Below are 19,177 nucleotides of genomic sequence, written 5' to 3' on the forward strand. Positions count from 1 at the left end.
TTCGGGCATGACGCCCATGCAACTCAAAGGCCCCGAAGAGGAGCGCGCCGGGCTCCGCTCGCCCGGTCTGGACGACCGGATCACCGGCGCCCTCGTCGGCGCCGCCGTCGGTGACGCCCTCGGCGGACCCGTCGAGGGGTACTCCCCCGAGCAGATCGCCGAACGGCACGGCGGCCGGGTGCGCGGCATCGTCGGCCCCTGGCACGGCGACGCCTGGCGCACCGCCCGCCCCCTGGCGCCGTACCACAAGGGCGACGGCCACGTCACCGACGACACCCTGATGACCCACGCGCTGGTCCGGGTCTACGACCGGGTCCGCGACCACCTCGACGCCTACGCGCTGGCCGAGCACCTGGTGCCGGACCTGATGACCGAGCCCCGCTGGATCCCCGAACTGGAGGCGGAGGCACTGCCGCTGCACCGGCTGTTCCTCGCCGAGAAGTGGCTCGTGGCCCGGCTCGCCTACGGGCACGCGGACCCCCGGGAGGCGGGCGTCGGCAACATCGTCAACTGCGGTGCGGCGATGTACATGGCCCCCGTCGGCCTGGTCAACGCGGCCGACCCGCGCGCCGCGTACGCCGAGGCGCTGGACGTCGCCGGTGCCCACCAGTCGTCGTACGGCAGGGAGGCGGCCGGTGTCTTCGCCGCGGCCGTCGCCGCCGCCGCCACGCCGGACGCGACCCCGGACTCGGTGGTGGCCGCCTGCCTGGCCACGGCCAAGGACGGCACCCGGACGGCGATCGAGAAGGTCTGCGAAACGGCCAGCGGATACGACGAGTTCGAGCCGGCGCTCGGGCCGCTGCGCGCGGCGGTCGCCCCCTACGACACGGTCGGCCCGGACTACCGCGCCCCCTCCCTCGCCGCCCGCCGCCCCTCCCGGCTGCACTCCATCGAGGAACTGCCCGTCGCACTCGGCATGTTGGTGGTCTCCGGCGGCGACTACCGGCAGGCGGTGCTCGGTTCGGTCAACTACGGCCGCGACTGCGACTCGATCGCCACGATGGCCGGTGCCCTCGCGGGCGCCCTCGGCTCCCCGGTGCCCGAGGACTGGGCGCGGACCGTGGCGCGGGCGAGCCGCCTGGACCTGTGGCGGCCGGCCCGCACCCTCGCCCGCGTCACCCGCGAGATCTTCGCCCGCGACGTCGAGCGGCGCCGCGCCCACGAACGGGCCTTCGCCGCCCTGGGAGGTGCGCCGTGCTCCGACTGACCTGGGTCCAGCCCGAGGACCTGCTCGGCCACGAGCTGCGCCAGGCCCGACTCGACGGCCGGGAGCCGTCGCGGATCGAGGAGCGCTGGCGGGCGGCGGGCGGTCCGGACGCCCCGGAGCGCGCGGGCGCCTCCGCGCACCGCGTCTCCCGCTATCTACGGCTGCTGGCCGAGGACCTGCTGGACGAACTGGCCGATCTGCCCAGCCGGCTGGCCGACGACGAACCGACCGAGCTGTCCGCGATCCGGGCGGCGTGCCCCGACTGGCCCGCCCCGCGGCCCGCCCCGTCGCCGGGACCGCTCGCGCTGGAGGCGTCCTGGCTGGGCCGGGCCATCGGCTGCCTGCTGGGCAAACCGGTGGAGAAGCTGCCCCTGGACGGCATCCGCGCCCTGGCCAGGGCGGCCGGGAACTGGCCGCTCAGCGGCTACTTCACCGCCCGGGGCGTCCCCGGTGAGCTGCTCGCCGCCCACCCCTGGAACCGCCGCTCGGCCGCCACCTCCCTCGCCGAGAACATCGACGGCATGCCCCCGGACGACGACCTCGACTACCCCCTGCTCAACCTGCTGCTGCTCCAGCGCCACGGCAAGGACTTCACCACCGACGACGTGGCCCGGCTGTGGCTCGAAGAGCTGCCGCCCGGACGGACGTTCACCGCGGAACGCCTCGCCTACCGCAACCTGCTCACCGGTGTCGAACCGCCGCACACCGCCCGGCACCGCAACCCGTTCCGGGAGTGGATCGGTGCCCTGATCCGCGCCGACGTGCACGGCTGGACCAACCCCGGCGATCCGGCCGGCGCCGCCGAACAGGCGTACCGGGACGCGGTGTTGACGCACACCGCCAACGGTGTCTACGCGGCCATGTTCACCGCCGCCACCCTCGCCGCGGCCGCCACCGGCGAACACGACGTGCACGCCTGTCTGCGGGCGGGCCGGACGGTGGTCCCGCCCCGCTCACGACTGGCCGAGGCCATCGGGCACGCGCTGCGCCTCGCGGCCGCGCACGAGGACTTCGACGACGTGGTGGACGAACTCCACGCCCGCTACGCCCCCACCCACCACTGGGTGCACGCCATCCCCAACACCGCCCTGCTGGTCGCGGCCCTCAGCCACGCCGACGGCGACTTCACCGGCTCCGTGTGCCGCGCGGTGGCGGGCGGTCTGGACACCGACTCGGTCGGCGCGACGGCGGGCAGTGTCGCCGGGCTCCTCGCGGGTTCCCCCACCGCGCTCCCCGAACACTGGCGGGTTCCGCTGAAGAACCGGCTCGCCACCGGCGTCGCCGACTTCGACGGCAGCGGCTTCGACGCCCTGGCCCACCTCACGCACCTGGAGGCGATCCGCCCATGACCCACATCGCCGTCCTCGGCAGCACCAACATGGACCTCGTCACCTATGTCGCCAAGGCCCCGCAGCGCGGGGAGACCGTGACCGGCCGGGAGTTCCGCACGATCCCCGGCGGCAAGGGCGCCAATCAGGCGATCGCCGCCGCGCGGGCCGGGGCCACCGTGTCGATGATCGGCGCGGTCGGCAACGACGCGTTCGGGGCGCGGCTGCGGGAGACCCTCGAACACTCCGGTGTGGACACCGACTCCCTGCGCACGGTCGAGGGCCCGTCCGGCACCGCGCACATCGTGGTGGACGACGAGGGCGGCAACTCGATCGTCGTCATCCCGGGCGCGAACGGCACCGTCGACCACCTCTCGCCCGGCGACGAGGGGGTGATCGCCTCCGCCGACGCGCTGCTGCTCCAGCTGGAGATCCCCCTGGCCGCGGTGGTGGCGGGCGCCGAGGCCGCCCGCCGGCACGGAGTCCGGACCGTCCTCACGCCGTCCCCCGCCCGGCCGCTGCCGCCCGAACTCCTCGCCGCCGCCGACCTGTTGGTGCCCAACGAGTACGAGGCGATCACCCTCACCGGGCACCCCGACCCGCGGGCGGCCGCCGCCGCACTGCTGGAGGTGGTGCCGTGCGCGGTGGTCACCCTGGGCGCGACCGGCTGTCTGTACGTGACCCGCGACGCGGAGCCGCTGGTGGTGCCGGCGCCGCGGGTCGAGGCCGTGGACTCCACCGGCGCGGGCGACACCTTCGCCGGGGCCCTCGCGGTGGCCCTCGCCGAGGAGAAGCCCGTGCGCGAGGCCCTGTCCTGGGCCGCCGCCGCGGCCTCGCTCTCGGTCGAGCGGCCGGGGGCGTCCGCCTCGATGCCGTACCGCCCGGAGATCGACGCGCGGTTCACCTCATGAGCGGGGAGCCGACGACCCCAGGGGACCCGACGGCCCCCGGGGAGCCGACACCCCACGGGGACCGGATCACCCCCGGGGACCCGACGACCGCCGGCGACCCGGCGACCGCCGCGGTCCCGGCGCTGGGCGGGCTGCGGGTGCTGGACCTGGCGACGCTCTTCGCCGGCCCCATGGCCGCGTCACTGCTCGGCGACTTCGGCGCCGAGGTGATCAAGGTGGAGCATCCGCGGCGGCCGGACCCGTCCCGGGGACACGGGCCGGCCAAGGACGGGGTGGGCCTGTGGTGGAAGGTGCTCGGCCGCAACAAGCGCGCCATCACCCTCGACCTGTCCCGGCCGGGCGGCCGGGCGACCCTGCTGCGGCTCGCCGCCACCGCCGACGTGGTGATCGAGAACTTCCGCCCCGGCACCCTGGAGAGGTGGGGCCTGGGCTGGGACGCGCTGTCCGCGGCCAACCCCCGGCTGGTGCTCGCCCGGGTCACCGCGTTCGGCCAGTTCGGTCCGTACGCGCACCGCCCCGGCTTCGGCACCCTCGCCGAGGCGATGAGCGGCTTCGCCGCGCTCACCGGGGAGCCCGAGGCACCCCCGGTGCTGCCGCCCTTCGGGCTCGCCGACTCGATCGCGGGCCTGACCACCGCGTACGGCGTGCTGACCGCGCTGGCCGCGCGCGAGCGCACCGGCGCCGGGCAGGTCGTGGACATGGCGATCATCGAGCCGATCCTGTCGGTGCTCGGCCCGCACCCCACCTGGTACGACCAGCTCGGCTACGTCCAGGAACGCACCGGCAACCGGTCCGCGAACAACGCCCCGCGCAACACCTACCGCACCGCCGACGGCACCTGGGTCGCCGTCTCCACCTCCGCGCAGTCGGTGGCGGAACGGGTGCTGCGGCTGGTGGGGCGCCCGGAGCTGACCGAGCGGCCGTGGTTCGCCACCGGCACGGGCCGGGCCGCGCACGCCGACGTGCTGGACGAGGCCGTCGGCACCTGGATCGCCGCCCGCACCCGCGCGGAGGTCCTGGCCGCGTTCGAGGCGGCACAGGCCGCGGTGGCCCCGGTGCAGGACGTCCGGGACGTGCTGGCGGACCCCCAGTACCGGGCCCTGGAGACGGTGACCACCGTGCCGGACCCGGAGCTGGGCCCGCTGCGGTTGCAGAACGTGCTGTTCCGGCTGTCCGAGACCCCCGGCGCGATCCGCTGGGCCGGCCGCCCGCACGGCGCGGACACCGACGCGGTCCTCACCGAGCTGGGCCTCACCCCGGACGAGATCGCCGCGCTGCGCGAGGAGGGTGCGCTGTGACCCCGCTGACCTGGCTGTACGTTCCCGGCGACCGGCCCCGGGTGATCGCCAAGGCGCTGTCGGCGGGCGCCGACGTGGTGGTGATCGACCTGGAGGACGCGGTGGCCCCCGACCGCAAGGAGTACGCGCGGCACGCCGCGGCCGACCTGCTCACGGAGCCGCCGCCGGTGCCGGTGCACGTCCGCGTCAACGCCCTGGACACCCCGTGGGCGAGCGCCGACCTCGCGGCACTGGCCGGGCTGCCGGGGCTGTCCGCGCTCCGGCTGCCGAAGGTGACGACCCCGGCGGAGGTGCGCCGGGTCGCCGCGAGCACCCCGCTCCCCCTCCACGCGCTGCTGGAGTCGGCCCTCGCCATCGAGCACGCGTACGCCATCGCCCGTGCGCACCCGGCCCTGCGGGGCATCTCCCTGGGCGAGACGGACCTTCGGGCCGACCTCGGGGTGCGGGCGGACGCGGGGCTCGACTGGCCGCGCTCCCGGGTGATCGTCGCGGCCCGCGCCGCGGGGCTGCCGCCCCCGCCCCAGACGGTCCACCCCGACATCCGCGACCTGGACGGGCTGGCCGCCTCCTGCGCCCACGGCCGCGCCCTGGGCTTCCTCGGCCGCGCCGCGATCCACCCCCGCCAGCTCCCGGTGATCGAGCGCGCCTACCTGCCCACCCCGGCGGAACGCGAGCACGCCGAGACCGTTCTCAAGGCCGCCACCGCCCAGCAGGGCGCCCTGGCGCTGCCCGACGGCCGCTTCGTCGACGCGGCCGTGGTGGCCGAGGCCCGCCGCACGCTGTCCCTCGCCCGCAGAGGGCGCTGAGGCGGTCCCACACGCAGCGAGGGCGCCCGGAAGAGTCCGGGCGCCCTCGATGCCGTACCGCGTGCGTCAGCTCTGCTTGGTCGCCGACTCGGGTTCCCCGGCGGCCGCACCCGGCTCGTCCGCCGGCTCGGCGGACTTCTCCGGGGCGGACTTCCCGGGCGCGGACTTCCCGGAGACCGCCTTCTCGGGAACGGCCCTCTCGGAGGCGGGCTTCCCGGAGGCGGCGTCCGTCTCCTTGTCCGTGTCCGTGCCGTCCGTCGATGCCGTGACCGCGAGGGGCTCCACGATCTCCTCGCGGCCGGGGCGGCGCTTCGCGGAGACGATCATGTAGGTGACGGCCAGCAGGAAGACGATCAGGGCGGTCCAGTCGTTGAGGCGCAGGCCGAGGATGTGGTGGGCGTCGTCCACCCGCATGTACTCGATCCAGCCCCGGCCCACGCAGTACGCGGCGACGTACAGGGCGAACGCCCGGCCGTGACCCAGCTTGAAGCGCCGGTCGGCCCACATCACCAGGAACGCGACGCCGATGCACCACAGGGACTCGTAGAGGAACGTCGGGTGGTAGTACCCCGGCACCCGGCCGCCCTCGGAGGAGGTGATGTGCAGCGCCCAGGGGACATGGGTCTCCCGGCCGTACAACTCCTGGTTGAACCAGTTGCCCCAGCGGCCCATGGCCTGCGCGAGGGCGATGCCGGGCGCGACGGCGTCGGCGTACGCGGGCATCGGGATGCCCCGGCGCCGCGCCCCGATCCAGGCGCCCAGCGCGCCCAGCGCGATCGCGCCCCAGATGCCCAGGCCGCCCTGCCACACCTTGAAGGCGTCCACCCAGTCACGGCCGGGGCTGAAGTACAGCTCGTAGTCCGTGATCACGTGGTACAGCCGGCCACCGACCAGACCGAACGGTACGGCCCACACCGCGATGTCGGCGACCGTGCCGGACTGCCCGCCGCGGGCGACCCAGCGTTTGTTGCCGAGCCAGACGGCGAGGAAGACGCCGATGATGATGCAGAAGGCGTAGCCGCGCAGCGGGATGGGGCCGAGGTACAGCACCCCGCGCGACGGGCTGGGAATGTAGGCAAGTTCCATGGCAGGTCCGACGCTACCGTGCCGGGCCCCCGGGACACCAAGCCGCCTGGCCACGGGTGCGTAACGGCGGCGTGAGAATCACTTACCCGCGGTCGGCCGCCTCCACCATCTGCTTGAGCTTGGCCGGCGTCATCGACTGGTCCTGGTAGATGTTCTTGCCGCCCAGCAGCACCGTGGGCGTACCGGTGAAGCCGCCGCTCTGGAAGGCCTTCTGGGAGCGGTTCACCCAGCTGTCGTGCGTACCGCCGTCCACGCACCTGCGGTAGGCGGGCGTGTCCAGGCCGCTCACCTTGCCGGCCAGGGTGATCAGCTTGGCGTTGCTCGCGAAGGCGTCGTCGGTCTCCTTGGGCTGGTTCGCGTACAGCGTGTCGTGGTAGTCGCGGAACTTCCCGGCGTCCTGGGCGCAGGCGGCGGCGTTGGCCGCGCGCAGGGAGCCGGTGCCGCCGAGGTTGCCGTCGATCAGCCGGACCAGGTGGTACTCGATCCTGAGCTTGCCCGCGTCGGTCAGCTCGTGGAGCGTGGGCCGGTACGCCGCCTCGAAGGCCTGGCAGGCGGGGCAGCGGAAGTCCTCCCAGACCGTGAGCGTGGATCTGGCGCCGTCCTTGCCGACCGGGATGGCGAGGCCGTCCTTGCCCTGTGCGCCGGAGGGCGCCACGACCGGCCCCGCGCTGCTGCTGCTCTTGTTCTTGCCCGAGTTCGCGGCGACCACGCCGATCACCGCCGCGAGGCCCAGGACGCAGACGACGCTCGCGCCCACGATCAGCGTGCGCCGCCGCTTCTCCGCGGCCTTCTGCTTCTCGCGCTCGACCGCCAGCCGCTCCCGGGCGGTGCGCTTTCCGTCACGGTTCTTCTCGCTCACACCCCCAGAACGAACCGGGGAGGCGCAGCGCGCCTCCCCGGCCGGAGGTCCACCCGTTCGAGTGACCGGAAGGGAGCGTCACGGGATGTCCCGTGCGGTGACGCCTGGCCGTGTGCGGTTACGCCTGGCCGCGCACGCCCTTCGCCAGGTCGCCGGCGAGCTCCCGGACCGCCTCGATACCCGAGGCGTGGTCGGGGGCGTCCAGCATCCGCTTGACGAAGGCCGAGCCCACGATCACGCCGTCCGCGAAGGCGCCGACCTCGGCGGCCTGCCGCGCGTTGGAGACGCCGAGACCGACGCAGACGGCCAGCTCGGTACCGGTGGCGCGGGTGCGCTCCACCAGTTCCTGGGCCTGCGCGCCGACGGACTCGCGGGTACCGGTGACGCCCATCAGCGAGGCGGCGTAGACGAACCCGCTGCCCGCCGCGGTGATCTCGGCGAGCCGCGCGTCCTTGCTGCTCGGCGCCACCACGAAGACCGTGGCCAGGCCGTGCTTGTCGGCGTGTTCGCGCCACAGCGCCGACTCCTGCACCGGCAGGTCGGGCAGGATGCAGCCCGCGCCGCCCGCCTCGGCAAGCTCGGCGGTGAACCGCTCGACGCCGTAGCGGTCGATGGGGTTCCAGTACGTCATCACCAGCACGGGCTTGCCGGTGGCCGCGTGGGCCTCGCCGACCGTGCGCATGACATCCGCGATCCTGACGCCGCCGCGCAGGGCGATGTCGTCGGCGGTCTGGATGACCGGGCCGTCCAGCACCGGGTCGCTGTGCGGCAGGCCCACCTCGACCACGTCGGCGCCGCCGTCGAAGACGGCCTTGATCGCCTCGATGCCGCCGTCCACGGTGGGGAACCCGGCCGGCAGGTACGCGATCAGCGCGGCCCGGCCCTCGGCCTTGGCGCCGGCGAGGGTGTCGGTCAACAGCTGGATGTTCCCGCTCACTTGGCGTCCCCCTCGATCTCGGCGGTGTCGGCGGCGTCCGCGGCCACCTCGGCGTCGGCGTCGTACAGCCCGAAGTAACGGGCCGCGGTGTCCATGTCCTTGTCGCCACGGCCGGAGAGGTTGACGACGATCAGCCCGTCGGGGCCCAGCTCCCTGCCGACGTCGAGGGCGCCGGCGAGGGCGTGGGCGCTCTCGATGGCCGGGATGATGCCCTCGGTGCGCGACAGCAGGCGCAGGGCCTGCATGGCCGCGTCGTCGGTGATCGCGCGGTACTCGCCGCGCCCGGAGTCCTTGAGGTAGGAGTGCTCGGGCCCGATGCCGGGGTAGTCCAGACCGGCGGAGATCGAGTACGGCTCGGTGATCTGGCCCTCCTCGTCCTGGAGGACGTAGGAGCGGGAGCCGTGCAGGATGCCGGGCTCGCCCGCGGTCAGGGTCGCCGCGTGCTCGCCGGTCTCGATGCCGTGGCCCGCCGGTTCGCAGCCGATCAGGCGGACGTCCGCGTCGGGGATGAAGGCGTGGAAGAGGCCGATGGCGTTGGAGCCGCCGCCGACGCAGGCGACGGCCGCGTCCGGGAGGCGTCCGGCGCGCTCCAGGAGCTGGCGGCGGGCCTCGACGCCGATCACCCGGTGGAAGTCGCGGACCATGGCCGGGAAGGGGTGCGGTCCGGCGACCGTGCCGAACAGGTAGTGGGTGCTGTCGACGTTGGCAACCCAGTCGCGGAACGCCTCGTTGATGGCGTCCTTGAGGGTGCGGCTGCCGGACTTCACGGCGACCACCTCGGCGCCGAGCATCCGCATCCGGGCCACGTTCAGGGCCTGCCGCCGGGTGTCGATCTCGCCCATGTAGATGGTGCAGTCGAGGCCGAACAGGGCACAGGCGGTGGCGGTGGCGACGCCGTGCTGGCCGGCGCCGGTCTCGGCGATGACGCGGGTCTTGCCCATGCGCTTGGTGAGCAGCGCCTGGCCGAGCACGTTGTTGATCTTGTGGGAGCCGGTGTGGTTCAGGTCCTCGCGCTTGAGGAACACCCGGGCTCCGCCGGCGTGTTCGGCGAACCGGGGCACCTCGGTCAGTGCGCTGGGCCGGCCGGTGTAGTGGACGAGCAGGTCGTCGAGCTCGCGCGCGAACTCGGGGTCGGCCTTGGCCTTGTCGTACTCGACGGCGACCTCGTCCACGGCGGCGACGAGGGCCTCCGGGATGAACTTGCCGCCGAACGCGCCGAAGTAGCCCTCGGCGCTGGGCACCTGACCCTCCGGGTCGGGGAAGAAGTAGTTGCTGGGCATGCCAGTACCTCACGGTGAGTGTGTGTGAAAAAGACACTGTTCGCCGTGGGGGCGGAGCCGATGGGACGACCTCAGGCCGGGTACGGCCGGTCGCGCTCGCGCGGCGGAGCCGCAGGAGCCGATCCTGCCCCGCGCCCCCGTGGGGCGCGCTGCCATCGGCGTCCGTTCACCTGCCCCGGCTCGTCGCCGATGACGTACCGCACCCGGCGGCCGTGGACACGCCGGGCAGGGGCTCGGCAGCCCCTGGGGCGGCAGCCGCGCGCCAGGCGGGCGTACCGGTCCACGGTCGTCACGGTGGTGGAAGTCATCGGGGTCAGCCTAGCGGGTGATCAGTCCCGGCCGTGCCGGAGCGCGGGGTGTTCGCCCGCGGCGACCAGGTCGGAGACGGCGGTCTTCGGGTCACGGCCGGTGACCAGGGACTCGCCGACCAGGACCGCGTCGGCGCCGGCGTTGGCGTAGGCGATCAGGTCGTGCGGGCCGCGCACGCCGGACTCGGCGACCTTGACCAGGTGGTCCGGGATCTCCGGGGCGACCCGCTCGAAGGTGCCGCGGTCCACCTGGAGGGTCTTGAGGTTGCGCGCGTTGACGCCGATGACCCGGGCGCCCGCGGCCACGGCACGCTCGACCTCGTCCTCGTCGTGCACCTCGACCAGCGGGGTGAGGCCGATGGACACGGCGCGCTCGATCAGCGACTCCAGGGCCGGCTGCTCCAGGGCGGCCACGATCAGCAGCGCGAGGTCGGCACCGTAGGCCCGGGCCTCCCAGAGCTGGTACGACGTGACGATGAAGTCCTTGCGCAGCACCGGGATGTCCACGCGGGCGCGGACGGCCTCCAGGTCGGCGAGGGAGCCGCCGAAGCGGCGCTGTTCGGTGAGGACGGAGATGACGGACGCGCCGCCCGCCTCGTAGTCCGCGGCGAGCCCGGCCGGGTCGGCGATCGCGGCCAGCGCGCCCTTGGAGGGGCTGGAGCGCTTGACCTCGCAGATGACCTTGACGCCGTCGCCCTTGAGCGCGGCCACCCCGTCCTTGGCGGCGGGGGCCTTGGCCGCGCGCTCCTTGAGCTCGTCGAGGCTGACGCGTGCCTGCCGCTCCGCGAGGTCGGCACGGACGCCGTCGATGATCTCGTCGAGCACACTCACGCGAGCGGCCCCCTTTCAGCGGGTCGGAATTCCTTCAGGTTGTGAAAACCCTCGGTCACTCGATGGTATCCGGAGCAGGGCGGAGGCCTCGCATCCGGTGGTCGCCGGTTTCACGTCGTGGACATTCGAGCCGCTGGTCAGGGGTGCAGCCAGGCCCCGAACGGCAGGTTGCGAACGACGCTGAACACCAGCAGCAGCGCGGCGATCGACCACGCCTGGACCGGCCGCAGGTCGATCCGGGGCGCGGGCCGGCCGCGCCAGGAGCGCGCCGCCCAGACCAGCCACAGCACGGCGAAGACGGCGTAGGCGGCGACGGCGGGCGCGTTGTCGTGCAGCGCGGCCGGTAGGTCCCCGTGCACGAACGCGTGCGCGCTGCGCAGCCCGCCGCAGCCGGGGCAGTACAGGCCGGTGAACCGGTAGAGCGGGCAGACCGGGTAGTGGCCGGGCCGGCCGGGGTCGACGGCCCCGACGTAGGCGAACGCGCCCGCCACCGCGGCGAACACCCCGGCGGGCGCGGCCAGTCGCCGCCACCGGGGCACGGCGGGGGCGCCACCGGGGCCGGGAGCACCCGCCCACCGCGGCGGGAGGGCCGGTACGCGGGCGGCGGCCGGGGCGGCCGGGCCCGCGCTCGGCGGCGGTGTGGGGGCGGTGGGATCGGCGGCGGTCACGGGAGCATTCTCGCCGAGGAGGCGGTGGCGCGCGCGCAGAAGGCGCCGGGTGCCCGGTTCCCGGTACGCCGCGAGGGGTGGCCGGCGTCCGTCGTGGACGCGGGCCACCCCTCGGGAAGCGGAAGCGGTGTCCGGCGGATCAGCTCTCCGCCGCGACCGGCTCGCGGGCGGTGAGGGGGGCGGCGGCGCCGACCATCTTGAGGGGCTTCTGGTTCTGGCCGAGGCCCATGGCGCGCATGATCCCGCCCACGACGGCGCCGAGGAGGATCAGCGCGATGCCGACCCAGAAGCCGACGACCGAGCCCATCACCATGAGGGCGCCCGCGACCAGGAAACCGATGAAGGAAATGATGACGCCGGTCCAGGCGGCCGGGGTGTGACCGTGGCCGTGGCTGCTGCCCGCCATGTCTGTGCTCCTCGTTGCTGTGTACGTGTCTCAGGGGAGCGTACGTTCGTACGGCTCCGAGCCCGCCCGTCACACTGTCCGAGCCGGACGCTCGCCGTCCATTGTCCCGTACGCCGGTCGCCGCCGGACGCGGGGGTGGAGTCTGGTTCGCCACACCCCGCGAAGGGTCAGGCGCCGGTGGGGTCCTCGCCCCGGTCCAGGGCCTTCCAGATCTCCTCGGGGCGCTCCGGGTCGACCGGGCGGGCGCTGCGGCGCGGGCGGTCCGTGCCGCGTTCGTAGCGGCCGGACATGGCGGGCCAGCGGCCGCCGAAGCGCAGCGCGAGCAGCCCGGCGAGCAGGATCAGCAGGCCGCCGGCGGCCGCCGCGTACGGCCAGCCGGTGTGGCTCAGCGCCGCCACCGTGGCGGAGGTGTCGCCGCTGGCCTGGGCCGCCTTCTCGTCCAGCGCGGTGCTGTCGGAGGCGGACACCAGGGCGGCGGCGACGATGCCGGCCCCGGACAGCGCGAGCAGCGCGGCGACGGCGACACGGCCCACCCGGCGCACGGCGAAGACGGCGACGAGCGCGGCGAGGCCCACTATGGCGAGGGCCGCGGGCACGCCCGTGACGTCGCTGCCCTTGGCGGTCAGCGGGAAGGTGCCGCCGGCCACCGTCGCGGTGCCCTCCGCCCAGCGCTGCCGGCTGGCGAGCAGCGCCACGGCCGCGCCGAGCGCGCCGAACAGCAGGGCCACGGCGAGGCTGCGGCGCCCGGACCGGGCGGGCGCGGCGGCTTCGGAACGGGGGTCAGGAGCAGCAGTCACGTACTCCACTATCGCCTGAACCCCGACCGAACCGTCACCCGGGTCCGTCAACCCATGATCGAGCCGCCTTTCGACCATGAATACGGCATGGACATTACAGAACACGGCAAAGGAACGTCCTCTGTTTCACATCGATCTTGTTGACATGACCCTGACCTCCATACGGTCTGCGCCAACCGGGCGCACCCCGTGCGACCGGCGGTATCGCGCACCCCCCACAGCCCTTCCCGCCCATCCCTCTCGCGAAGGACGTACGTTGCGCAGATCCGTTTCCCTCACCGCCGTGGCCACCCTCGCCACGGCCGCTCTCGCCCTGGCCGCCCCCGTCGGCCAGGCGGCCACCGCGCACGGTGTCACCGTCGCCCACGCGTGCGCCGCCCCGGCGAAGGGCCAGATGGCCTGTAACGCCCTCCAGGTCACCGCGGGCACCCCCCGGTCGGCGCACGCCGAAAGCGACCTGACCGCGGCCGCCGCGCCCGCCGGCTACGGGCCCGCGTCGCTCCAGGCGGCCTACAACCTGCCGTCCGCCACCGGCGGTTCGGGCCAGACGGTGGCGATCGTCGACGCCTACGACGACCCGAACGCCGAATCCGACCTCGCCGTCTACCGCGCCCAGTACGGCTTGTCGGCCTGCACCACGGCCAACGGCTGCTTCAAGAAGGTGGACCAGAGCGGCGGCACCAGCTACCCCCGCGGCGACTCGGGCTGGGCCGAGGAGATCTCCCTCGACCTCGACATGGTCAGCGCGGCCTGCCCCAACTGCAAGATCCTTCTGGTGGAGGCCGGTTCGGCCAGCATGACCAACCTGGGCACGGCCGTGAACACCGCGGTGAGGCTGGGCGCGAAGTTCGTCTCCAACAGCTACGGCGGCTCCGAGTCCTCCAGTGACGCGAGTTACGACTCCGCGTACTTCAACCACCCGGGCGTCGCCATCACCGTCTCCTCCGGCGACAACGGCTACGGCACCGAGTACCCGGCGGCCTCCCCGTACGTGACCGCGGTGGGCGGCACCTCGCTGAGCACGGCCTCGAACTCCCGCGGCTGGAGCGACAGCGTGTGGAGCGGGGCGGGCTCCGGCTGCTCCAAGTACAGCGCCAAGCCGAGCTGGCAGAAGGACACCGGTTGTGCCGCGCGCACGGTCGCGGACGTCTCGGCGGTCGCCGACCCGAACACCGGCGTCGCGGTGTACGACAGCTACCGCTCGGCCAGTGGCTGGATGGTCTTCGGCGGCACCAGCGCCTCCTCCCCGCTGATCGCGGCGACCTACGCGCTGGGCGGCGCCCCGTCGGCCGGTTCCACCCCGGCCTCCTTCCCCTATGCGCACACCTCGGCGCTGTACGACGTGACCAGCGGCTCCAACGGCAGCTGCGGCGGCTCGTACCTGTGCACGGCGGGCACCGGCTACGACGGTCCGTCCGGGCTCGGCGTCCCGAACGGCACCGCCGCGTTCACCGGCTGAAACCCCTGAGGGCCAGGGCCTGTCTTCCGGATCCTGCCGGGGGCGCGGGCCCTGGCACCGTTCCCTGCCCTGATCCGGCCTGATCCAGACGAAAGCTCCTAGAGCCGGTTGGCCGTGTGCACCGCCCTGAGCACCGCGGCGGCCTTGTTGCGGCACTCCTGGTCCTCCGCGACCGGGTCGGAGTCGGCGACCACGCCGGCTCCGGCCTGGACGTACGCCGTGCCGTCGCGCAGCAGGGCGGTGCGGATGGCGATGGCCGTGTCGGAGTCGCCCGCGAAGTCCAGGTAGCCGACGCAGCCGCCGTACAGACCGCGCCGGGACGGTTCCAGTTCGTCGATGATCTGCATCGCCCGGGGCTTGGGGGCGCCGGAGAGGGTGCCGGCCGGGAAGCAGGCTGTGAGCACGTCGAAGGCGGTGCGGCCGCCGGCGACCCGGCCGGTCACGGTCGAGACGATGTGCATCACGTGCGAGTAGCGCTCGATCGACATGAAGTCGACGACCTCGACGGAGCCGGGCTCGCAGACCCGCCCGAGGTCGTTGCGCCCGAGGTCGACCAGCATCAGGTGCTCGGCGCGCTCCTTGGGGTCGGCGAGCAGTTCCTCGGCGAGCCCCTGGTCCTCCTGCGGCGTGGCACCGCGCGGCCGGGTGCCCGCGATGGGGTGCACCATCGCCTGCCCGTCCTCGACCTTGACCAGGGCCTCCGGGGAGGATCCGACGACGTCGAAGCCCTCGAACCGGAACAGGTACATGTACGGCGAGGGGTTGGTGGCCCGCAGCACCCGGTAGACGTCGAGGGCGCTCGCCGTGCACGGGGTCTCGAAGCGCTGGGAGGGCACGACCTGGAAGGCCTCGCCCGCGCGGATGCGCTCCTTGACGTCCTCCACGGCCCGCCGGAAGTCGGGGCCGCCCCACAGCGCGGTGTACTCGGGCAGTTCGGAGGGCGGCAGCACGGCCGGGGGCTGGGCCACCGCGCGGCTGAGGTCGGCCTCCATGGCGTCGAGCCGAGCCACCGCGTCGTGGTACGCCTCGTCCACGCCGGTGTCGAGGTCGTTGTGGTTGATCGCGTTGGCGATCAACAGGACCGAGCCCTCCCAGTGGTCCATGACGGCGAGGTCGCTGGTCAGAAGCATGGTCAGCTCGGGCAGCCGCAGGTCGTCGCGCTCGCCGGGGCCGATCTTCTCCAAGCGGCGGACGATGTCGTAGCCGAGGTAGCCGACCATGCCGCCGGTGAACGGCGGCAGGCCCTCCTCGCGCGGCGTGTGCAGGGTCTGGAGGGTGGCGCGCAGGGCCTTGAGCGGGTCGCCGGCCACCGGGACGCCGACGGGCGGGGTGCCCAGCCAGTGGGCCTCGCCGTCCCGGGCGGTGAGGGTGGCCGCGCTGCGGACGCCGACGAAGGAGTAGCGGGACCAGGAGCGGCCGTTCTCGGCGGACTCCAGCAGGAAGGTGCCGGGACGCTCGCCGGCCAGCTTGCGGTAGAGGGCGACGGGGGTGTCGCCGTCGGCGAGGAGCTTGCGGGTGACCGGGATGACGCGGCGGTCGGCGGCGAGCTTGCGGAAGGTCTCCAGGTCCATGGCGGCGGCCCTCACCGGTCCGCGCCGGACGCGGCGGCGTCCGTGAGGAGGACGTCCTCGTCGAAGCAGGTGCGCGCGCCGGTGTGGCAGGCGGCGCCCTCCTGGTCCACCCGGACCAGCACGGTGTCGGCGTCGCAGTCGAGCGCGACCGACTTCACCCACTGGACGTGGCCGGAGGTGTCGCCCTTGACCCAGTACTCCTGGCGGCTGCGCGACCAGTAGGTGCAACGGCCGGTGGTCAGGGTCCGATGCAGTGCCTCGTCGTCCATCCAGCCGAGCATGAGCACCTCCCCGGTGTCGTACTGCTGGGCGATCGCGGGCAGGAGGCCGTCGGCGCTGCGCTTGAGGCGGGCGGCGATCTCCGGGTCGAGGCTGCTGGGCCGGGGCGTGCCGGGCGTACTCGTCATGGGTGCCATTGTGCCGCGCGCCACCGACAGCCCCGGCCGGGTGTCCACTGCACGGACCGGCGGCTCATCGTAGGCTGGCCCCATGTCGACCTTCGCCAAGCGTGAACGGCTCCTGTTCGCCGACCTCTTGGAAACCGTGGGCCCGGAAGCGCCGACCCTGTGCGAGGGGTGGCGGACCCGGGACCTGGCCGCGCACGTGATCGTGCGCGAGCGCCGTCCGGACGCGGCCGGGGGCGCGCTGATCAAGCAGCTCGCGTCCCGTCTGGAGAAGGTGATGGCCGAGTACACCGCGAAGCCGTACGAGGAGCTGATCCAGCTCATCCGCACCGGTCCGCCGCGGTTCTCGCCGTTCCAGGTCAAGCAGGTGGACGAGGCGGCGAACACGGTCGAGTTCTACGTCCACACCGAGGACGTGCGCCGGGCGCAGCCGGACTGGAGCCGGCGGGAGCTGGACCCGGTGTTCCAGGACGCCCTGTGGTCCCGCCTGGAGCGGACGGCCCGGCTGCTGGGCCGCGGGGTGCCGACAGGGCTGGTGCTGCGCCGCCCGGACGGGCAGACCGTGGTGGCCCACAAGGGCGCGCCGGTGGTCACGGCCACCGGGGAGCCGTCGGAGCTGCTGCTGTTCGCGTTCGGCCGGGACCGGGCGGCTCAGGTGGAGCTGGAGGGCGACGCGGAGGCGATCGACACCCTGCACTCGTCCAAGCAGCTGGGCTTCTGACCGGGAGGCCGCCTGGTGATCAAGGTCGCGATGGCCGGGGTGTACGTGGACGACGTGGCGCGGGCCCACGCCTTCTACACGGATGTCCTCGGTTTCGAGACCCGTACGCACATGGATCTCGGGAACGGCACGCTCTTCGTGACGGTCGGCGCGCCCGAGGGCGCCCAGCCGGACCTCCAGCTCCTCCTGGAGCCGGGCCAGGGGCCCGTCGCCGAGCCCTACCGCCGGGCGCTGTACGAGGCGGGCATCCCCTGCATCGTCTTCTCCGTGGACGACCTCCCGGCCGAACACCGCCGGCTGTCCGCGCTGGGCGTCCGCTTCCCGCACGGGCCGCGTCGGCAGGGGCCGGTGCTGGCGGCGGTGCTCGACGACACGTGCGGCAATCTGGTGCAGCTGGTGCAGCCCGACGCGTGAGGGTCAGTGCGGGAGTTCGGCGCGGCGCAGGGCCGGTACGACCAGCGCGACCACCCCGCCGAGGCCGCAGACGCAGGCGCTGACCAGGTAGACCGGACCGGTTCCCCACAGGCCGATCGCGGCAGCGGCCACCGGCATGCTCAGCGGGGTGAGGCCGAGGCTGATCAGGCTGGCGACGGCGGTGACCCGGCCGAGGTAGGCAGGCTCGGACTGGGTCTGCAGCACGGCGCCGCACAAGGCGCCGCTGAGCCCGGTCAGCAGGCCGACGAGCAGGGCGGTGCCGACAGCCGCCCACAGGACGGGCGCGAAGGCGAGGGCGCCGACGGCGAGGGAACCGGCGAGCAGGGTGGCGCCGCAGAGCAGTCCGGCGCGCGGCAGCCGCCCCCGGACGGTGAGCAGCAGCGAGGCGGCCCCGGCGCCCACGCCGAACCCGGCGAGCACCCAGCCCATCCCGGTGGCACCCCAGCCGCGGTGGTCCGCGAGCAGGGTGAGGCCGACGTTCAGCGGGCCGACGAAGCCCAGGTCGCCGAGGGCGATGGAGAGCATCAGCGGGGCGAGGACGGGGTGCCGGCGGATGTGCCGCAGTCCGGCGGCGAGGTCGGCCCAGGCGGTGCCGCGGGGGCCGTCCGCCTCGTCGCCCGGCAGCTCCCGTATCCGCACGGACAGCAGCAGCGGCACGGAGGCGGCGATCAGCAGTCCGGCGAGGGCGAAGGCGGCCGGGGCGCCGCCGGCGGCCACGCCGAGGCCGCCGAGCGGGGCGCCGACGACGCTCGCGAAACGGATGGCCAGGCCGCGCATGCCCTGCACCCGGGCCAGCTGGTCCTTGCCGGTGACCCGGGCGGGCAGGGCGCCCACGGCGGGCACGAACACGGCGTCCACGGTGCCGAAGACCAGCGCCAGCAGGGCGAGCGGCCACAGTCCGGGGCTGGTGAGGTACAGCAGGGCGGCCACCGCGAGGACGGCGGCGCAGCGCATGGCGTCGCTGCCGACGACGACCCGGCGGGGCCCGAGCCGGTCGGCGATCACTCCCCCGCCGAGCATCAGCACGGCCCTGGGCAGCGCGCTCGCCGACATCACCAGGCCGGCCTGCGCCGCGGTCCCGGCCCGCACGGCCGCCCAGGACAACGCCAGGTAGTAGACGCTGTCCCCGAGCATGGAGCAGGTGTAGGCGGTCAGCCAGCGCCGCACGTTGGGGTCCCGGTGGGCCTGCACGGTGGCGGCGGGGGACGGGGCCGGGTCGGGCTCCTCGGAGGGGCTGGGCGGGGCGGCCGGGGCGCGGCGGGGCTCAGCCATGGAACGGGAACGCGTAGGTGTGGACCGCGACGTTCTCGCGGGCCCCGGTCCGCCCGGCGGCCTCCGCCGCCCGGCCGAGTTCGTCGTAGCGCTGCACCAGGGCGAGCATCTCCCGGGTCAGCTCGGCGAGTTCGGCGGCGGTGAGCCGCAGCACGGCCTCGGAGGACTGGGCGGCGGCCTTCCACTCCTCGCCCCAGTGCGCGCGTTCGTCCAGGTAGCGCTGGTACATCTCGGTCCGCTGGGCGAAGAACAGCCGGCTCGCGGCGGTGTGCGCGGCGGCCTTCTCGGGGGCGTCGCGGAAGTCCTCGTCGTGGATGCGCACGCCGTCGGACGCGGGCTGCCACCAGCGTTCCCGGCCGTCCCCGCTCTGCCGCGCGGCCTCCTCGATCAGCCCATGCTCGGCCAGCTTGCGCAGGTGGTAGCTGACCAGCGAGACGGCCTCGTCGACCTGGTCGGCGAGCTGGGAGGCGGTCGCCGTCCGGGCCAGCGTCAGGGCCCGGTACAGCCGCATCCGCAGGGGGTGGGCGAGCGCCTTGAGGGTGCCGAGGTCGGTGATCCGGCGGTCTCTTTCCTTCTCTGGCATGTCCCGGATC

General features: G+C 74.2%; 21 protein-coding genes and 1 pseudogene. 9 read left to right on the forward strand and 13 right to left on the reverse strand.

Translation table 11 applies throughout. The features are described from left to right. Positions 1–7: 7 nt before the first annotated feature. The 6 genes from ACSP97_RS10085 to ACSP97_RS10110 all read left to right on the forward strand — a co-directional run bounded on the left by ACSP97_RS10085 (position 8) and on the right by ACSP97_RS10110 (position 5,881). On the forward strand, positions 8–1,207 hold the full coding sequence (locus tag ACSP97_RS10085; protein ID WP_355143742.1) for an ADP-ribosylglycohydrolase family protein: 1,200 nt from the start codon (positions 8–10) through the stop codon (positions 1,205–1,207). Then, positions 1,195–2,556 carry an ADP-ribosylglycohydrolase family protein gene (locus ACSP97_RS10090; RefSeq protein WP_364728486.1) on the forward strand — a complete coding sequence of 454 codons (1,362 nt, stop codon included), beginning with the start codon at positions 1,195–1,197 and terminating at the stop codon, positions 2,554–2,556. Before ACSP97_RS10085 ends, ACSP97_RS10090 begins: the two co-directional genes overlap by 13 nt. Next, positions 2,553–3,446: a ribokinase gene (rbsK, locus tag ACSP97_RS10095; RefSeq protein WP_440557203.1), complete on the forward strand. Its 894-nt coding sequence runs from the start codon at positions 2,553–2,555 to the stop codon at positions 3,444–3,446. The genes ACSP97_RS10090 and rbsK overlap by 4 nt, the downstream gene beginning before the upstream one ends. Positions 3,447–3,511: 65 nt before the next feature. Then, entirely contained in the window at positions 3,512–4,744 is a 1,233-nt protein-coding gene (locus ACSP97_RS10100) for a CaiB/BaiF CoA transferase family protein (protein ID WP_358273522.1), read from the forward strand. Further along, complete coding sequence (locus ACSP97_RS10105; RefSeq protein ID WP_355531273.1) at positions 4,741–5,550, forward strand: HpcH/HpaI aldolase/citrate lyase family protein; 810 nt, start codon at positions 4,741–4,743, stop codon at positions 5,548–5,550. The genes ACSP97_RS10100 and ACSP97_RS10105 overlap by 4 nt, the downstream gene beginning before the upstream one ends. A 49-nt stretch (positions 5,551–5,599) precedes the next feature. Beyond that, positions 5,600–5,881 (forward strand): pentapeptide repeat-containing protein, encoded by a 282-nt coding sequence (locus ACSP97_RS10110; protein ID WP_440558394.1) that lies wholly within the window; start codon positions 5,600–5,602, stop codon positions 5,879–5,881. On the opposite strand, the pseudogene lgt reads toward ACSP97_RS10110, so the two are convergent. The 9 genes and pseudogenes from lgt to ACSP97_RS10155 form a co-directional block, all read right to left on the reverse strand. After that, a pseudogene (lgt, locus tag ACSP97_RS10115) lies at positions 5,803–6,636 on the reverse strand (prolipoprotein diacylglyceryl transferase); the annotation flags it as partial. The gene ACSP97_RS10110 and the pseudogene lgt overlap by 79 nt on opposite strands. Positions 6,637–6,718: 82 nt before the next feature. Continuing rightward, positions 6,719–7,495: a DsbA family protein gene (locus ACSP97_RS10120; RefSeq protein ID WP_355143754.1), complete on the reverse strand. Its 777-nt coding sequence runs from the start codon at positions 7,493–7,495 to the stop codon at positions 6,719–6,721. A 118-nt stretch (positions 7,496–7,613) separates the two neighbouring features. Next, positions 7,614–8,432 carry a tryptophan synthase subunit alpha gene (gene trpA / locus ACSP97_RS10125; RefSeq protein WP_355323388.1) on the reverse strand — a complete coding sequence of 273 codons (819 nt, stop codon included), beginning with the start codon at positions 8,430–8,432 and terminating at the stop codon, positions 7,614–7,616. Beyond that, the gene (gene trpB, locus ACSP97_RS10130) at positions 8,429–9,712 is read right to left on the reverse strand and encodes a tryptophan synthase subunit beta (protein WP_355323391.1); all 1,284 of its coding nucleotides are present in this window, start codon (positions 9,710–9,712) and stop codon (positions 8,429–8,431) included. Before trpB ends, trpA begins: the two co-directional genes overlap by 4 nt. Positions 9,713–9,783: 71 nt before the next feature. Beyond that, entirely contained in the window at positions 9,784–10,020 is a 237-nt protein-coding gene (gene trpM, locus ACSP97_RS10135) for a tryptophan biosynthesis modulator TrpM (RefSeq protein WP_382011957.1), read from the reverse strand. Between the two features lie 21 nt (positions 10,021–10,041). Beyond that, entirely contained in the window at positions 10,042–10,851 is an 810-nt protein-coding gene (gene trpC / locus ACSP97_RS10140; protein ID WP_355143760.1) for an indole-3-glycerol phosphate synthase TrpC, read from the reverse strand. A gap of 137 nt (positions 10,852–10,988) precedes the next feature. Beyond that, positions 10,989–11,390: a DUF2752 domain-containing protein gene (locus ACSP97_RS10145; RefSeq protein WP_355145055.1), complete on the reverse strand. Its 402-nt coding sequence runs from the start codon at positions 11,388–11,390 to the stop codon at positions 10,989–10,991. A 268-nt stretch (positions 11,391–11,658) separates the two neighbouring features. Further along, a complete protein-coding gene (locus ACSP97_RS10150) occupies positions 11,659–11,925 on the reverse strand; it encodes an HGxxPAAW family protein (protein WP_355143762.1) in 267 nt (88 codons plus the stop codon). Positions 11,926–12,092: 167 nt separating this feature from the next. Continuing rightward, on the reverse strand, positions 12,093–12,731 hold the full coding sequence (locus ACSP97_RS10155; RefSeq protein ID WP_440557206.1) for a TIGR02234 family membrane protein: 639 nt from the start codon (positions 12,729–12,731) through the stop codon (positions 12,093–12,095). A 247-nt stretch (positions 12,732–12,978) separates the two neighbouring features. On the opposite strand from ACSP97_RS10155, the gene ACSP97_RS10160 reads away from it, so the two are divergent. Beyond that, positions 12,979–14,181 carry a S53 family peptidase gene (locus ACSP97_RS10160; RefSeq protein WP_355323394.1) on the forward strand — a complete coding sequence of 401 codons (1,203 nt, stop codon included), beginning with the start codon at positions 12,979–12,981 and terminating at the stop codon, positions 14,179–14,181. Positions 14,182–14,279: 98 nt separating this feature from the next. Here ACSP97_RS10160 and ACSP97_RS10165 read toward each other — a convergent pair whose 3' ends face one another. Next, positions 14,280–15,752: an anthranilate synthase component I gene (locus ACSP97_RS10165; protein ID WP_355531277.1), complete on the reverse strand. Its 1,473-nt coding sequence runs from the start codon at positions 15,750–15,752 to the stop codon at positions 14,280–14,282. A gap of 11 nt (positions 15,753–15,763) precedes the next feature. Beyond that, positions 15,764–16,159 (reverse strand): phosphoribosyl-AMP cyclohydrolase, encoded by a 396-nt coding sequence (hisI, locus tag ACSP97_RS10170; protein WP_355143769.1) that lies wholly within the window; start codon positions 16,157–16,159, stop codon positions 15,764–15,766. Positions 16,160–16,241: 82 nt separating this feature from the next. Between hisI and ACSP97_RS10175 the strand changes: the two genes are divergently transcribed. Both ACSP97_RS10175 and ACSP97_RS10180 read left to right on the forward strand, forming a co-directional pair. Then, the gene (locus ACSP97_RS10175; protein ID WP_355143771.1) at positions 16,242–16,877 is read left to right on the forward strand and encodes a TIGR03085 family metal-binding protein; all 636 of its coding nucleotides are present in this window, start codon (positions 16,242–16,244) and stop codon (positions 16,875–16,877) included. Positions 16,878–16,892: 15 nt separating this feature from the next. Next, positions 16,893–17,291 (forward strand): VOC family protein, encoded by a 399-nt coding sequence (locus ACSP97_RS10180; protein ID WP_355143773.1) that lies wholly within the window; start codon positions 16,893–16,895, stop codon positions 17,289–17,291. Positions 17,292–17,294: 3 nt separating this feature from the next. Here ACSP97_RS10180 and ACSP97_RS10185 read toward each other — a convergent pair whose 3' ends face one another. After that, a complete protein-coding gene (locus ACSP97_RS10185; RefSeq protein ID WP_440557209.1) occupies positions 17,295–18,584 on the reverse strand; it encodes an MFS transporter in 1,290 nt (429 codons plus the stop codon). After that, the gene (locus tag ACSP97_RS10190; RefSeq protein ID WP_355323403.1) at positions 18,577–19,167 is read right to left on the reverse strand and encodes an ArsR/SmtB family transcription factor; all 591 of its coding nucleotides are present in this window, start codon (positions 19,165–19,167) and stop codon (positions 18,577–18,579) included. The genes ACSP97_RS10185 and ACSP97_RS10190 overlap by 8 nt, the downstream gene beginning before the upstream one ends. Between the last annotated feature and the right edge of the window lie 10 nt (positions 19,168–19,177).

The organism is Streptomyces sp. SCPE 10 (genome assembly GCF_051980735.1).
Taxonomy (GTDB): Bacteria; Actinomycetota; Actinomycetes; order Streptomycetales; family Streptomycetaceae; genus Streptomyces; species Streptomyces misionensis.